Source organism: Citrobacter sp. A316, assembly GCF_002042945.1.
Lineage (GTDB): Bacteria > Pseudomonadota > Gammaproteobacteria > Enterobacterales > Enterobacteriaceae > Citrobacter > Citrobacter portucalensis.
Window position 1 is genome coordinate 1 of sequence record NZ_MVFZ01000034.1, and the last position, 13,433, is coordinate 13,433.

19 protein-coding genes and 1 rRNA gene are annotated in these 13,433 nt (G+C 50.0%); 6 read left to right on the forward strand and 14 right to left on the reverse strand.

Annotated elements, in window-relative coordinates; all coding sequences use genetic code 11:
• Positions 1–75, reverse strand: a 16S ribosomal RNA gene (locus BZK41_RS25950); the annotation flags it as partial.
• Between the two features lie 471 nt (positions 76–546).
• Between BZK41_RS25950 and BZK41_RS25965 the strand changes: the two genes are divergently transcribed.
• Positions 547–1,101: a gamma carbonic anhydrase family protein gene (locus BZK41_RS25965; protein WP_048215431.1), complete on the forward strand. Its 555-nt coding sequence runs from the start codon at positions 547–549 to the stop codon at positions 1,099–1,101.
• Here BZK41_RS25965 and BZK41_RS25970 read toward each other — a convergent pair.
• The 6 genes from BZK41_RS25970 to dprA are packed head-to-tail and all read right to left on the reverse strand — an operon-like array spanning position 1,077 to position 4,869.
• Entirely contained in the window at positions 1,077–1,334 is a 258-nt protein-coding gene (locus tag BZK41_RS25970) for a DUF1488 domain-containing protein (RefSeq protein WP_079940094.1), read from the reverse strand. The two genes, BZK41_RS25965 and BZK41_RS25970, sit on opposite strands and share 25 nt — an antisense overlap.
• Entirely contained in the window at positions 1,331–2,152 is an 822-nt protein-coding gene (gene aroE / locus BZK41_RS25975; RefSeq protein WP_079940095.1) for a shikimate dehydrogenase, read from the reverse strand. Before aroE ends, BZK41_RS25970 begins: the two co-directional genes overlap by 4 nt.
• Before the next feature lies 1 nt (position 2,153).
• Positions 2,154–2,726: an L-threonylcarbamoyladenylate synthase type 1 TsaC gene (gene tsaC / locus BZK41_RS25980; RefSeq protein WP_079940096.1), complete on the reverse strand. Its 573-nt coding sequence runs from the start codon at positions 2,724–2,726 to the stop codon at positions 2,154–2,156.
• Positions 2,727–2,730: 4 nt separating this feature from the next.
• Positions 2,731–3,273, reverse strand: a complete 543-nt coding sequence (locus BZK41_RS25985) for a type I DNA topoisomerase (RefSeq protein WP_079940097.1) — start codon at positions 3,271–3,273, stop codon at positions 2,731–2,733.
• A gap of 26 nt (positions 3,274–3,299) precedes the next feature.
• Positions 3,300–3,773 carry a DUF494 family protein Smg gene (gene smg / locus BZK41_RS25990; RefSeq protein WP_003031162.1) on the reverse strand — a complete coding sequence of 158 codons (474 nt, stop codon included), beginning with the start codon at positions 3,771–3,773 and terminating at the stop codon, positions 3,300–3,302.
• A complete protein-coding gene (gene dprA, locus BZK41_RS25995; RefSeq protein ID WP_079940098.1) occupies positions 3,745–4,869 on the reverse strand; it encodes a DNA-protecting protein DprA in 1,125 nt (374 codons plus the stop codon). Before dprA ends, smg begins: the two co-directional genes overlap by 29 nt.
• Before the next feature lie 129 nt (positions 4,870–4,998).
• Here dprA and def point away from each other — a divergent pair, with 129 nt between their 5' ends.
• The 5 genes from def (at position 4,999) to mscL (ending at position 9,764) form a co-directional block, all read left to right on the forward strand.
• Complete coding sequence (gene def, locus BZK41_RS26000) at positions 4,999–5,508, forward strand: peptide deformylase (RefSeq protein ID WP_079940099.1); 510 nt, start codon at positions 4,999–5,001, stop codon at positions 5,506–5,508.
• A gap of 14 nt (positions 5,509–5,522) precedes the next feature.
• Positions 5,523–6,470, forward strand: coding sequence for a methionyl-tRNA formyltransferase (gene fmt / locus BZK41_RS26005; RefSeq protein WP_079940100.1), 948 nt, complete (start codon positions 5,523–5,525; stop codon positions 6,468–6,470).
• A gap of 51 nt (positions 6,471–6,521) precedes the next feature.
• Complete coding sequence (gene rsmB, locus BZK41_RS26010; RefSeq protein ID WP_079940101.1) at positions 6,522–7,811, forward strand: 16S rRNA (cytosine(967)-C(5))-methyltransferase RsmB; 1,290 nt, start codon at positions 6,522–6,524, stop codon at positions 7,809–7,811.
• Between the two features lie 21 nt (positions 7,812–7,832).
• Complete coding sequence (gene trkA, locus BZK41_RS26015) at positions 7,833–9,209, forward strand: Trk system potassium transporter TrkA (protein WP_003031153.1); 1,377 nt, start codon at positions 7,833–7,835, stop codon at positions 9,207–9,209.
• 141 nt (positions 9,210–9,350) lie between these two features.
• Positions 9,351–9,764, forward strand: a complete 414-nt coding sequence (mscL, locus tag BZK41_RS26020; RefSeq protein ID WP_003031152.1) for a large-conductance mechanosensitive channel protein MscL — start codon at positions 9,351–9,353, stop codon at positions 9,762–9,764.
• Here the strand turns inward: mscL and arfA are convergent.
• The 7 genes from arfA to rpsK all read right to left on the reverse strand — a co-directional run bounded on the left by arfA (position 9,761) and on the right by rpsK (position 13,431).
• On the reverse strand, positions 9,761–9,979 hold the full coding sequence (gene arfA, locus BZK41_RS26025) for an alternative ribosome-rescue factor ArfA (RefSeq protein WP_003828276.1): 219 nt from the start codon (positions 9,977–9,979) through the stop codon (positions 9,761–9,763). The two genes, mscL and arfA, sit on opposite strands and share 4 nt — an antisense overlap.
• Before the next feature lie 57 nt (positions 9,980–10,036).
• Positions 10,037–10,462: a Zn(2+)-responsive transcriptional regulator gene (gene zntR / locus BZK41_RS26030; protein WP_003031145.1), complete on the reverse strand. Its 426-nt coding sequence runs from the start codon at positions 10,460–10,462 to the stop codon at positions 10,037–10,039.
• 10 nt (positions 10,463–10,472) lie between these two features.
• Positions 10,473–10,841 (reverse strand): DUF1992 domain-containing protein, encoded by a 369-nt coding sequence (locus tag BZK41_RS26035; protein ID WP_079940102.1) that lies wholly within the window; start codon positions 10,839–10,841, stop codon positions 10,473–10,475.
• Positions 10,842–10,948: 107 nt separating this feature from the next.
• Positions 10,949–11,332, reverse strand: a complete 384-nt coding sequence (gene rplQ, locus BZK41_RS26040) for a 50S ribosomal protein L17 (RefSeq protein ID WP_001216370.1) — start codon at positions 11,330–11,332, stop codon at positions 10,949–10,951.
• Positions 11,333–11,372: 40 nt separating this feature from the next.
• Positions 11,373–12,362 (reverse strand): DNA-directed RNA polymerase subunit alpha, encoded by a 990-nt coding sequence (gene rpoA / locus BZK41_RS26045; protein WP_003031139.1) that lies wholly within the window; start codon positions 12,360–12,362, stop codon positions 11,373–11,375.
• Positions 12,363–12,387: 25 nt separating this feature from the next.
• On the reverse strand, positions 12,388–13,008 hold the full coding sequence (gene rpsD / locus BZK41_RS26050) for a 30S ribosomal protein S4 (protein ID WP_003031138.1): 621 nt from the start codon (positions 13,006–13,008) through the stop codon (positions 12,388–12,390).
• A 33-nt stretch (positions 13,009–13,041) separates the two neighbouring features.
• On the reverse strand, positions 13,042–13,431 hold the full coding sequence (gene rpsK / locus BZK41_RS26055; protein WP_003031137.1) for a 30S ribosomal protein S11: 390 nt from the start codon (positions 13,429–13,431) through the stop codon (positions 13,042–13,044).
• Positions 13,432–13,433 lie beyond the last annotated feature (2 nt).

Below are 13,433 nucleotides of genomic sequence, written 5' to 3' on the forward strand. Positions count from 1 at the left end.
GTGCTACCGTTCGACTTGCATGTGTTAGGCCTGCCGCCAGCGTTCAATCTGAGCCATGATCAAACTCTTCAATTTAAGTTTGATGCTCGTGAATTAAACTTCGTAATGAATTACGTATGTTCACTCAGAGACTTGGTATTCATTTTTCGTCTTGCGACGTTAAGAATCCGTATCTTCGAGTGCCCACACAGATTGTCTGATAAATTGTTAAAGAGCAGTTGCGACGCGCTTTAGCGCTCTGTCGCGAGGTGGCGTATATTACGCTTTCCTCTTTCAGAGTCAACCCTCATTTTCAGGTTTTTCTCTTCAACCGAACCGGCTGTTTGCGTGAAGTGATTCACATCCGCCGTGTCGATGGAGGCGCATTATAGGGATCCCATTTTTTAGCACAAGTATTTTTTGGATCTTTTTTTCTGAATGCTTGTTTTTCACTCCTTTCGCTACATTCCTGCGCAATTTGGCTGATATTTGATAGCTAAACCACTTGCACAGTCTCAATAATCCAACCAAAGTCTTCATTACTGCTCTATTTTCGTTGAGGTAAACATGTCTGATGTACTGCGTCCTTATAAGGATCTTTTCCCACAGATCGGAAATCGCGTGATGATCGACACCAGCAGTGTCGTCATTGGTGATGCTCGTTTGGCTGATGATGTCGGAATTTGGCCACTGGTCGCCATTCGTGGCGACGTTAACTATGTACAAATTGGTGCCCGTACAAACATTCAGGACGGCAGCGTTCTCCATGTCACACATAAGTCCACTTCTAATCCGCAGGGTAATCCATTGATCGTGGGTGAGGATGTGACGGTCGGTCACAAGGTCATGCTACACGGATGCATCATTGGCAACCGCGTATTAGTCGGCATGGGTTCGATTCTGCTGGATGGCGTAGTCGTAGAAGACGACGTTATGATTGGGGCTGGGAGCCTGGTTCCCCAAAACAAACGCCTTGAAAGCGGGTATCTGTACCTGGGAAGCCCGGTTAAACAAATCCGTCCATTAAGCGATGAAGAGAAAGCAGGCTTACAATATTCAGCTAACAACTATGTTAAGTGGAAAGATGAATATTTAAGTCAGAGTAACCAAACCCAACCTTGAGCATCTTCCTGCTGGGCCTGGATCAATCCTTCAGCTTCTTCTTCCAGATCCCAGCGATGCTGTTGAAAGATTTCCAACCACTGTTCAGGCGTGTCGCCGCCAAAGCGGGACGCCAGCATCTCTCCAGAGATGACACATGTTAACTGCATACCATGAACCATCGCCGGAAACACAACGGCGTTAACATCCGTGCGCCATTCTTCTCGCTCGGGAAATTGGATCGCCTGATTCATGCTGACAATTCCTGCTGCATGCTTTTAATGACGGGTTCAATCTGCGGCAAAACCCCATGCCAGAGTAAAACGGCGTGCGCTGCTTGTCCCACCAGCATACCCAGGCCATCGGCGTAATGTTTCGCCCCATGTTTGGCACACCAGGAGAGGAACGGTGTATCTCCTTTCTGATAAAACATGTCATAGCAATAGACGGAAGGGTGGATAAGAGATGTCGGAATAGCCGGTATCTCACCGCTAATTCCGCTGGATGTCGCGTTAATAATCAGATCAAAACTGTAATTATCAAGCTCGTCCATTCCTACCGCCTGTACGCTGCCGGTATGTGAGAAGATTTGTGCCAGTTCTTCAGCGCGCGAAGCGGTACGGTTAACAATAGTCACCGCACAATCCATAGAAAGAAGAGGTAATAAAACTCCACGGGATGCACCACCCGCACCAATCAACAGAACTCGCGATCCGGGACGAATAAAAGATAAACGCTCAAGATCGCTCAACAAGCCGATACCATCCGTGTTGTCTCCCAGTAAACGCCCATCCTCCAGCCGTTTAAGGGTGTTGACCGCTCCAGCAAGCGATGCCCGCTCCGTTAGTTCATCGGCACGTGCAAATGCCTCTTCTTTAAAAGGCACGGTGACATTTGCCCCCTTCCCGCCCTCAGCAAAAAAAGCGTTCAGCGTATTCACAAAATCATTAATGGGCGCCAGTACACGCCCATAGGAGTGATTAATCTTCAGTTGCTCTGCAAATTGCTGATGAATAAAGGGCGATTTACTGTGCGCTATCGGATTACCAAAAACAGCATAGGCTTCTTTCATATTACCCCTGTCGAAACTGTTCACCTGTCAGAGCATCACGGATCTCCGAAGGATTCAAACGCCCTCCGGTCTCCCCTTCAACCACGGGAAAGTCTGTACCGAACTGTGCGTGAACTTCCTCTACCGTTCTGCAAGGCGGTAAGCCACTCAAATTAGCACTGGTAGAAACTAACGGTTTGCCATAAGCCTGGCACAACGCAACCACCAGCGGGTGATCGGTGACGCGAACAGCCAGAGAATCAAAGCGCCCGGTCAACCAGCGTGGCGTTGTCGCAAGCGCTGGGAAAACGAAGGTAACAGGACCAGGCCAACGGGCGAAAACAGCGTCACGTTGAGCATCGGTGAGCATGCTATCGTCGATATACGGTTTAAGTTGTTCAAAGTTTGACGCGATTAAAATTAACCCTTTATCGACCGGGCGTTGTTTTAGCGCCAACAAACGGGTTACAGCCGTTTCGCTATCGGGGTCGCAGCCGACACCAAATACAGCTTCAGTTGGATAGGCGATGACTTTTTCTTGTTTCAGAACCGCTATCGCCGCAGCGATAGCGTCTGTGGGCAGGCTATTATTCACTTTTTTATTCCGCCGAAATCGGCTTTCCACATTGTTTACTGGCACAGAAATGCTTCACACCCTGCGCGGTTTTCTTTTCGATGAGAAGCGGATAATGACACTCAGGACATTCTCCGGCTAACGGTTTGAAGTTAATGACAAACTGGCACTCCGGATAGCGATCGCAGGAGTAAAAGGTTTTGCCATAACGGGAACGCCGCTGGACAAGATGACCAGTCTGGCATTGAGGACAGACAATTGCTGTTTCATCAGGCTTGTCGATGAGCTCGGTGTGATCGCACGCAGGATAATCACTGCATCCAATGAACATACCGAATCGTCCCTGTCTCAGCACCAGCTCAGCGCCACATGCAGGACAAAACTTACCCTCCAGAACTTTGACAATATGTCCGTCCGCGGAAGATTTCAGCGGACGGATGTAATCGCATTCTGGATAGTGTGAACAACCGAGAAACGGACCGTGTTTCCCGGAACGAATAACCAGTTCAGCCCCGCATTGTGGGCAGGGCTCATTTTTACGCACCGTGAACAGTGCTGATTTAGCCATAACAACTCATACTGAATGAAGATTGATTAATGCAGCATACCTTCATTCACTTCAAAGAGTAATTCTTCCATTTGCTGATAGGCATTTTCACAACCTGGAATGTTGAATAGCACCATCAGAATCACCCACTTCAGGTCTTCCAGATCGAACTCTGCCGTATCCAGCGCGAGTACGCGCTCAATAACCATTTCTCGCGTTTCGAGGTTTAGCACCTGAATCTGCTCCAGGAATAGCAGGAACCCTCTACAGCTTGCATCCAGTCGATCGCACTCTTCTGCAGTATAAATACGTATAGAAAGAGGGTCCGATGCCAGTTGCATAGGTTCAGCAAGGCCATCCTGATAGTCAGCAAGCTTCTCCAGCCAAAGTAACGCGTTGTAAATGTCTTCACGATCAAAACCAGCGTCGGTAAGATCCCGTTCCAGTTTGTCCTGATCCACACGCAGCTCAGCTTCGTTATGGATATATGTCTCAAACAAATACATTAGTACGTCGAACATGGCATGCCCTCCTCAATCGGACATAGCCGCCGGGTACAGCTGCGATCCACCCTGCTAACTCCAGTTCGAGCAGTTGAGCCACTACCTCTGGCACAGGTTGGCCGGCACGTTCAGCGACGACGTCAACAGGTGTTACCTCATCTCCTACGTTAGCCAGGAGCTCCGGAAATGGCAATGCCACCTCTTCGTGATCTGGCGAATAAATTGATTTTTCAGGTTCATCTGGCAACCATTGCAGCCCATATTGCAAATTTTCAAGAATTTCCTCTGGTGTCGTCACAAGCATGGCTCCCTGCTGAATAAGCCAATGCGGGCCTTCACTTCCCGGGCTCCCAATCGGCCCTGGTAAAGCAAACACCTCCCGCCCTTGTTCCAGTGCACAGCGAGCAGTAACCAGCGACCCGCTACGCTGTGCAGCTTCGACAACCAGTACACCTTTACTTAGACCACTGATAATGCGATTTCGTCGGGGAAAATTGCGCGGCAAAGGGAGCGTATCTAATGGGAACTCAGACACCAGTGCGCCCCCAGCTTCAATCAGTCGCTCCGCAAGACGGATATGCTGTCGCGGGTGAATGGTCTCAAGTCCATTTCCCAGAACTGCAATACTTGTGCCTTGTCGGTTTATTGCAGCATTGTGCGCCACGCCATCAATCCCCCGGGCCAGACCGCTGGTGATCGTCACCCCACATGCAGCAAGCTTTTCACAAAACAACCGTCCCCAACGTTCGCCATACCAGGAGTGTTGTCGACTGCCGACAACGGCAACTTGAAATGAGTGGAGGCATGCGGGATTTCCTGCGACAAAAAGCACCCCAGGATAATCCTCAATCGCACGGAGCTGTGGCGGATAATGCTCGCTGTCGGCAACCACAAAATGGTGGTTAAGCTGTTCAAGCCAGCGCAGCGTTTTTTCCAGCGTCAGATCTGAAAAAGTTAAAAAGCGTCTTGCCTGGCGTGGAGAGAATCCTGCCTGCAGGAGTACCGCGTTGTTAATACACGGTTGAGTATTGAGCCAGTGAGCAACGCGCACCATCTCATCACCATACAGTTCATTCACTTGCGCTAAACGTAGCCAAATTTCGATTTGGGTCATCCCTGTTCCCCTGCCACAAGCAGTCCTGGCAATCTTTGCGATTGGTCACTGATGCTGTCAATCAGAGGGGGTTTTGTCTAGAATAGAGGTAATAATCTTTTCAACTCCTGAACACAACTCTGGATAACTATGTCAGTTTTGCAAGTGTTACATATTCCGGACGAGCGCCTTCGCACAGTCGCAAAACCGGTTGAAGAAGTGAATGCAGAAATTCAGCGTATCGTTGATGATATGTTCGAAACGATGTACGCCGAAGAAGGTATCGGCCTGGCAGCAACACAGGTCGATATTCATCAGCGCATCATTGTTATTGATGTCTCTGAAAATCGCGACGAGCAGTTGGTACTCATTAACCCAGAGCTACTGGAGAAAGACGGCGAAACCGGCATTGAAGAAGGTTGTCTGTCTATTCCTGAACAGCGTGCATTAGTACCACGTGCAGAGAAAGTAAAAATTCGTGCGCTCGATCGCGACGGCAAAACTTTTGAACTGGAAGCCGATGGCCTGCTGGCTATCTGCATTCAACATGAAATGGATCACCTGGTCGGTAAACTGTTTATCGATTATCTGTCTCCGTTGAAGCAACAACGTATTCGTCAGAAAGTTGAAAAACTCGACCGCCTGAACGCCCGAGCTTAAGGACAAGAATCAACGTGTCAGACTCACTACGTATTATTTTTGCGGGTACACCTGACTTTGCAGCGCGTCATCTCGACGCGCTGCTGTCTTCTGGACATAACGTCGTTGGCGTGTTTACCCAACCGGACCGCCCGGCGGGACGCGGTAAAAAGCTGATGCCCAGCCCGGTAAAAGTGCTGGCAGAAGAAAAAGGGATACCGGTTTTTCAACCCGTCTCTCTTCGCCCTCAGGAAAACCAGCAACTGGTTGCTGATTTACACGCAGACGTGATGGTGGTGGTGGCATATGGCCTGATTCTGCCAAAAGCCGTACTGGAAATGCCGCGCCTGGGTTGTATCAACGTTCACGGTTCCCTGCTTCCGCGCTGGCGTGGCGCTGCACCAATCCAACGCTCGCTGTGGGCTGGCGACGCCGAAACCGGTGTTACCATCATGCAGATGGATGTTGGCCTCGACACTGGTGATATGCTGCTGAAGCTGTCTTGCCCGATTACGGCAGAAGATACCAGCGGTTCGTTATACGACAAACTGGCAGACCTGGGGCCTCAGGGGCTGATTGAAACGCTAAAACAGCTGGCTGCCGGCACAATAAAACCTGTGGTACAAGATGAATCACTGGTTACACATGCAGAAAAACTCAGCAAAGAAGAGGCCCGCATCGACTGGTCGCTTTCGGCTGTTCAATTGGAACGTTGCATCCGCGCCTTTAACCCGTGGCCAATGAGTTGGCTTGAAATCGACGGTCAGCCAGTGAAAGTCTGGCAAGCCTCGGTTATTGCTGCAAACGCCCAGGCCGAGCCTGGCACCATTCTTGAGGCGACAAAGCAGGGTATCCAGGTCGCAACAGGCGACGGTATTCTGAATCTTATCTCTTTGCAGCCTGCCGGAAAAAAAGCCATGAGCGCGCAGGATCTGCTTAATTCGCGCCGGGAGTGGTTCGTGCCCGGAAACCGTCTGCTCTGACGGTTCATCTCTTTAAGCCCGGTGTCTCCGGGCATTTTTATTTTTGCGCTTATGAAAAAACATCTTAATTTACGCAGTATGGCGGCCCAGGCCGTCGAACAGGTTGTCGAGAAAGGACAATCATTAAGTAACGTGCTGCCCGCCATGCAGCAAAAAGTTGCCGATAAAGACAAAGCGCTGTTGCAGGAACTTTGCTTCGGCGTATTGCGTACACTCTCTCAACTGGAGTGGATGATCCAGCAACTGATGGAACGTCCAATGACGGGCAAACAGCGCACCGTTCACTACCTGATCATGGTGGGCTTCTACCAACTTCTGCATACTCGTATTCCAGCACACGCTGCGCTGGCTGAGACCGTAGAAGGCGCGGTTGTTATTAAGCGTCCACAGCTGAAAGGGCTGATTAACGGCGTACTGCGCCAGTTTCAACGCCGTCAGGATGAACTGCTGGCCGAGTTTGCGCAAAGCGATTTGCGCTTCTTACACCCCTCCTGGCTGGTGAAACGTATTAAGAGTGCGTATCCGCAGCAGTGGGAAGCCATTCTTGAAGCCAATAACCAGCGACCACCGATGTGGCTACGAGTCAATCGTAATCACCATACTCGCGACGCCTGGCTGGACCTGCTTACCGAAGCGGGATTAACCGGTTTCCCGCATCCAGATTACCCGGATGCAGTGCGTCTGGAAACGCCAGCTCCAGTTCACGCCCTCCCAGGTTTTGATGAAGGCTGGGTCACCGTCCAGGATGCTTCCGCTCAAGGGTGCGTAAATTATCTGTTGCCGGAGGACGGTGAACAGATCCTCGACCTGTGCTGTGCACCGGGTGGTAAAACCACTCACATTCTGGAAGTTGCTCCGCAAGCTAACGTCATGGCCGTCGATGTGGATGAAAAACGCTTATCGCGCGTTTATGACAATCTGAAACGTCTGGGCATGAAGGCAACCGTAAAACAGGGTGATGGCCGCTATCCACAGCAGTGGTGCGGTGAACAACAGTTTGACCGTATTTTGCTGGACGCTCCATGTTCTGCTACCGGGGTGATCCGTCGCCATCCGGATATCAAATGGCTACGCCGCGACCGGGATATTGCCGAACTTGCCCAATTGCAGGCTGAGATCCTGAATGCAACCTGGTCACATCTTAAACCTGGCGGTACGCTGGTTTATGCAACCTGCTCTATCCTGCCAGAAGAGAACCAGCAGCAAATTGCCGCCTTCCTGGCACGCACTGCGGATGCGGTATTAAGCGAAACCGGTACGCCGGAAAAACCCGGGCGACAGAATTTACCGGGTGCGGAAGATGGCGATGGCTTCTTTTACGCTAAGCTAATCAAAAAGTGATGAGATAACGGGTCGCGACTGATGAAAATTATCATTCTGGGCGCTGGGCAAGTTGGCGGTACGCTGGCTGAAAACCTGGTCGGAGAGAACAACGATATCACGGTAGTCGATACCAATGGTGAACGCCTACGCAGCCTACAGGACAAGTTTGATCTCCGCGTCGTGCAAGGGCATGGTTCGCATCCCCGCGTATTACGTGAAGCCGGTGCCGACGATGCCGATATGCTGGTTGCCGTAACCAGCTCAGATGAAACAAATATGGTTGCCTGCCAGGTAGCTTATTCACTGTTTAATACGCCTAATCGCATCGCCCGTATTCGTTCACCAGATTACGTTCGCGATGCCGACAAGCTGTTCCAATCCGATGCGGTACCAATCGATCACCTGATTGCGCCTGAGCAACTGGTTATCGATAGCATTTATCGCCTGATTGAATATCCGGGCGCATTACAGGTGGTGAATTTTGCCGAAGGTAAAGTCAGTCTGGCAGTAGTAAAAGCCTATTACGGCGGGCCGCTTATCGGTAATGCGCTGTCAACAATGCGTGAGCATATGCCGCACATCGATACCCGCGTTGCGGCGATTTTCCGTCATGACCGACCGATCCGTCCGCAAGGTTCTACGATCGTTGAAGCGGGTGATGAAGTCTTCTTTATTGCGGCATCACAGCATATACGCGCCGTAATGAGTGAACTGCAACGTCTGGAAAAGCCGTACAAACGCATTATGTTAGTGGGCGGCGGTAATATCGGTGCGGGTTTGGCACGTCGTCTGGAAAAAGATTACAGCGTCAAACTGATCGAACGTAATCAACAGCGCGCATCCGAACTTGCGGAGAAACTGCAAAATACGATCGTCTTTTTTGGTGATGCTTCGGATCAAGAGTTACTGGCCGAAGAACATATCGATCAGGTTGATCTGTTTATCGCAGTAACCAACGATGATGAAGCAAATATCATGTCGGCGATGCTTGCCAAACGGATGGGTGCCAAGAAAGTGATGGTGTTAATCCAACGCAGAGCATACGTCGATCTTGTGCAAGGCAGCGTGATCGATATTGCGATATCGCCGCAGCAGGCGACCATCTCTGCACTGCTGAGCCACGTACGTAAAGCTGACATTGTTGGCGTTTCTTCACTACGCCGTGGAGTAGCAGAAGCCATTGAAGCTGTCGCGCACGGGGATGAAACGACATCACGAGTTGTGGGTCGCTCAATTGATGAAATTAAACTTCCCCCTGGAACCATTATTGGCGCCGTTGTGCGTGGTAACGATGTGATGATTGCCAACGATAACCTGCGCATTGAGCAGGGCGATCATGTAATTATGTTCCTGACGGATAAAAAGTTTATTACCGACGTCGAGCGACTATTCCAGCCAAGTCCTTTCTTCCTGTAATAATTTGGGCGCTAATACAGCGCCCTTTTTATTTCCCTTTATTTTTCATGGTCTAATAAATTTTCCTTTCGGCAATACATAAATGGAAATTGCCTAAACATTTGTTAAACTTATAAACGTCAGCTGCATAGGGAGAATAAAATGAGCATTATTAAAGAGTTTCGCGAATTCGCGATGCGCGGGAATGTTGTCGATTTGGCAGTGGGTGTCATTATTGGTGCGGCATTCGGTAAGATTGTTTCATCACTGGTTGCCGATATCATCATGCCGCCACTGGGGCTGTTAATTGGTGGAATTGATTTTAAACAGTTTGCTTTAACGCTACGTGATGCACAGGGAGACATCCCTGCCGTGGTCATGCATTACGGTGTATTTATTCAGAATGTCTTCGATTTCATTATTGTTGCGTTTGCTATCTTTATGGCAATCAAACTGATTAACAAACTGAACCGTAAAAAAGCAGAAGAGCCGGCAGCACCGCCAGCTCCATCGAAAGAAGAAGTATTACTGAGTGAAATTCGTGACCTGCTGAAAGAACAGAATAACCGCTCTTAAGCACTCACTGAAACAAGAAGGCCAGTGGTAAAAAAGTTAATTACTTTCTTGCCACTGGCCTCCCAGTTACCCCGATTGCCATGTTTGCCTTTACGTAGGTAACTTCCTTTCCCTTTCTTATTTTTCTCAACGCGCTGTCTGAACAGTGGGTCATGCAGAAGCGCCTCAATGGCATTGTCCTTTATCTGCCCTTTGGTGTGCTGATAACGACTCATAATATCTCCAGTTTGTAGTAATTTACGCCGCGAGTGTAGACCTGACAGTTCAATAAATCAACAGCCTGATGTTGTTCCACTGGCGCCTTGCTCAAGAGCTTCAAGAATAGAGCAATACACGCTGCTGTGTGCCTTGCCGCAACATGCATCATTCAATCGCTGCAGAGACCGTTGCATCGTCTGAAGTTCCGCAATACGGGCTTCGACTTCTTGCAGTCTTTCCTGGACGATCCCTTTTGATTCCTGACAGGTATGGTGTTCGGGATCAACACGGATCGAAAGCAATTCGCGGATCGACTCCAGAGTGAAACCAAGCTGCCGGGCATAACGAATAAACTTCAGGCGCTGAAGATCGCTTTCTGTATAGAGGCGAAATCCGCCTTCAGTACGTACCTCATGCTCCATCATCTGCTGCTTTTCATAGTAGCGGATAGTATCTGGCGTCACGTCAGCCAGTTTCGCTATTTCACCAATTCGGTACATGCTCTCTCCGCTATTCATCGTTGATCTTTTTTAGCAGCTTATCTGCGTAGTCACCGCGCAAAAACTCGGTGCTGAGTCCAGCCTGCCGAAGTTTAAGTTCCAGTAGCGATAGTCTTCGGCTCACCTCCGGATAACTGGGATCATCTTTGCGGATCCCCGCGAGTATTTCAAGCAGCTGTGTTGCCTCTCTGCGTTGCTCGAGCTCAGGAGGAAGGCAGCCTGCATTTTTTAATAAACGGTATCCGGCTCGGAGTTCAGGCGGGACATGGGAGTCATCGTCAAGAGTCAGCGGTTCGCCCGTTCCCGGTAAATCATCAAACTCGCCTTTAGACTGTGCATCAATAATATGGCGCTCTGCCCACTGGTCCAGTAACCACATACAACACTCCAGGGGATGAACAAAAAGAATACAGATATTGTAGATAAGTGGGGATATGACGGATATAAAAAAACCCGCCGAGGCGGGTTTTTTTACGTTACTACAGATTACTCTGCAGCAGCTTCTGTTTTCTCTGAACGATCAACCAGCTCGATGTATGCCATCGGCGCGTTGTCGCCTGCACGGAAGCCACACTTCAGAATGCGAGTGTAACCACCGGCGCGGCTCGCGAAACGCGGGCCCAGTTCGTTAAACAGTTTTGCCACGATCTCGTTATCACGAGTACGGGCGAATGCCAGACGACGATTAGCTACGCTATCAGTCTTGGCAAGAGTAATCAGCGGCTCAACTACGCGACGCAGCTCTTTCGCTTTCGGCAGAGTCGTCTTGATGATTTCATGACGAACCAGTGAACCTGCCATATTGCGGAACATAGCCTGGCGATGGCTGCTGTTGCGGTTCAGTTGACGACCACTCTTACGATGGCGCATGACCTTATCCTTCTCAGTAAAACCTTAACCTGTGATCCGGTTACTCGTCAGCGATGCTTGCCGGTGGCCAGTTTTCCAGGCGCATGCCCAGAGACAGTCCACGGGAAGCCAGCACGTCTTTAATCTCGGTAAGAGATTTTTTACCAAGGTTAGGCGTCTTAAGAAGCTCAACCTCAGTACGCTGTACCAGATCACCGATATAGTGGATAGCTTCTGCTTTGAGGCAGTTAGCAGAGCGGACAGTCAATTCCAGATCGTCAACAGGGCGCAGCAGGATCGGATCGAATTCTGGTTTCTCTTCTTTAACTTCCGGCTGACGTACATCACGTAAATCAACGAAAGCTTCCAGTTGTTCAGCCAGAATGGTTGCCGCACGACGAATCGCCTCTTCAGGATCGATTGTGCCGTTGGTTTCCATTTCGATGACCAGCTTGTCCAGGTCGGTACGCTGTTCTACACGCGCTGCTTCAACATTGTAGGCAATACGCTCTACAGGGCTGTAGCATGCGTCGACCAGCAGACGGCCGATTGGGCGCTCATCTTCTTCCGAATGAATTCGGGTAGAAGCCGGCACATAACCACGACCGCGCTGAACTTTGATACGCATGCTAATAGATGCATTCTCATCGGTCAGGTGGCAGATCACGTGCTGTGGCTTGACGATTTCGACATCACCATCATGGGTAATGTCGGCTGCAGTCACAGGGCCAATGCCAGATTTATTCAAGGTAAGAATAACGTCATCTTTACCCTGAACTCTCACCGCCAGCCCTTTCAGGTTGAGCAGGATTTCCAGGATATCTTCCTGAACGCCTTCTTTGGTGCTGTACTCATGTAGTACACCATCAATCTCAACCTCGGTCACCGCGCAACCCGGCATCGATGAGAGCAGAATACGGCGCAGTGCGTTACCCAAAGTATGGCCAAAGCCACGCTCTAAAGGCTCAAGGGTCACCTTGGCGTGCGTCGAACTCACTTGCTCGATATCTACCAGGCGCGGTTTTAGAAACTCTGTCACAGAACCCTGCATTGTGTCCTCTCTTTGGTACTAAGCTTTACTTGGAGTAAAGCTCGACGATCAGGTGTTCGTTAATGTCCGCAGACAGATCAGAACGCTCCGGCTTACGCTTGAACGTACCCTCCATCTTGCCAGCATCAACTTCCAGCCAGGTTGGCTTTTCACGCTGCTCAGCCAGCTCCAGAGCGGCTTTCACGCGAGACTGCTTCTTCGCTTTCTCACGAATGCTAACAACGTCATTCGGACTAACCTGATAAGAAGCGATGTTAACAACACGACCGTTTACCATAATTGCTTTATGGCTGACCAGCTGACGTGCTTCTGCACGAGTGGCACCGAAGCCCATACGGTATACAACGTTGTCCAGACGACCTTCCAGCAGACCCAACAGGTTTTCACCGGTGTTGCCTTTCAGACGTGCTGCTTCTTTGTAGTAGTTACGGAACTGACGCTCCAGCACACCGTAGATACGGCGAACTTTTTGCTTTTCACGCAACTGCACACCATAGTCAGACAGACGCGGTTTACGCGCACCGTGCTGGCCAGGAGCTTGTTCAATTTTACACTTGGTATCGATCGCGCGAACGCCAGACTTAAGGAATAAGTCAGTGCCCTCACGACGGCTCAGCTTGAGCTTAGGACCCAAATATCTTGCCATTTTCTTTCTCCAACAATCCTAGAAACGACAGCGTTATACGCGACGTTTTTTCGGCGGACGACAACCGTTATGAGGGATCGGAGTCACATCAGTAATATTAGTGATGCGGAAACCAGCGGCGTTCAGAGCACGAACAGTAGATTCGCGACCTGGACCCGGTCCTTTGACCATAACTTCCAGATTCTTGATACCGTATTCTTTTACGGCTTCAGCGCAACGCTCTGCTGCAACCTGAGCTGCAAACGGAGTGGATTTGCGAGAACCACGGAAACCGGAACCACCGGCTGTTGCCCAACCCAGTGCGTTACCCTGACGATCAGTAATGGTAACGATGGTGTTGTTAAAAGAAGCATGGATATGAGCCACGCCGTCAGAGACTTGTTTTCTTACACGTTTACGTGCACGAATTGGTGCCTTTGCCATTA

What these genes read in the sequence shown, in the direction of transcription:
- BZK41_RS25965 (WP_048215431.1), top strand. Translation starts at nt 547, where the DNA reads ATGTCTGATGTACTGCGTCCTTATAAGGATCTTTTCCCACAGATCGGA.
- BZK41_RS25970 (WP_079940094.1), bottom strand. Translation starts at nt 1,334, where the DNA reads ATGAATCAGGCGATCCAATTTCCCGAGCGAGAAGAATGGCGCACGGAT.
- aroE (WP_079940095.1), bottom strand. Translation starts at nt 2,152, where the DNA reads ATGAAAGAAGCCTATGCTGTTTTTGGTAATCCGATAGCGCACAGTAAA.
- BZK41_RS25985 (WP_079940097.1), bottom strand. Translation starts at nt 3,273, where the DNA reads ATGGCTAAATCAGCACTGTTCACGGTGCGTAAAAATGAGCCCTGCCCA.
- smg (WP_003031162.1), bottom strand. Translation starts at nt 3,773, where the DNA reads ATGTTCGACGTACTAATGTATTTGTTTGAGACATATATCCATAACGAA.
- dprA (WP_079940098.1), bottom strand. Translation starts at nt 4,869, where the DNA reads ATGACCCAAATCGAAATTTGGCTACGTTTAGCGCAAGTGAATGAACTG.
- def (WP_079940099.1), top strand. Translation starts at nt 4,999, where the DNA reads ATGTCAGTTTTGCAAGTGTTACATATTCCGGACGAGCGCCTTCGCACA.
- rsmB (WP_079940101.1), top strand. Translation starts at nt 6,522, where the DNA reads ATGAAAAAACATCTTAATTTACGCAGTATGGCGGCCCAGGCCGTCGAA.
- trkA (WP_003031153.1), top strand. Translation starts at nt 7,833, where the DNA reads ATGAAAATTATCATTCTGGGCGCTGGGCAAGTTGGCGGTACGCTGGCT.
- mscL (WP_003031152.1), top strand. Translation starts at nt 9,351, where the DNA reads ATGAGCATTATTAAAGAGTTTCGCGAATTCGCGATGCGCGGGAATGTT.
- arfA (WP_003828276.1), bottom strand. Translation starts at nt 9,979, where the DNA reads ATGAGTCGTTATCAGCACACCAAAGGGCAGATAAAGGACAATGCCATT.
- zntR (WP_003031145.1), bottom strand. Translation starts at nt 10,462, where the DNA reads ATGTACCGAATTGGTGAAATAGCGAAACTGGCTGACGTGACGCCAGAT.
- BZK41_RS26035 (WP_079940102.1), bottom strand. Translation starts at nt 10,841, where the DNA reads ATGTGGTTACTGGACCAGTGGGCAGAGCGCCATATTATTGATGCACAG.
- rplQ (WP_001216370.1), bottom strand. Translation starts at nt 11,332, where the DNA reads ATGCGCCATCGTAAGAGTGGTCGTCAACTGAACCGCAACAGCAGCCAT.
- rpoA (WP_003031139.1), bottom strand. Translation starts at nt 12,362, where the DNA reads ATGCAGGGTTCTGTGACAGAGTTTCTAAAACCGCGCCTGGTAGATATC.
- rpsD (WP_003031138.1), bottom strand. Translation starts at nt 13,008, where the DNA reads ATGGCAAGATATTTGGGTCCTAAGCTCAAGCTGAGCCGTCGTGAGGGC.
- rpsK (WP_003031137.1), bottom strand. Translation starts at nt 13,431, where the DNA reads ATGGCAAAGGCACCAATTCGTGCACGTAAACGTGTAAGAAAACAAGTC.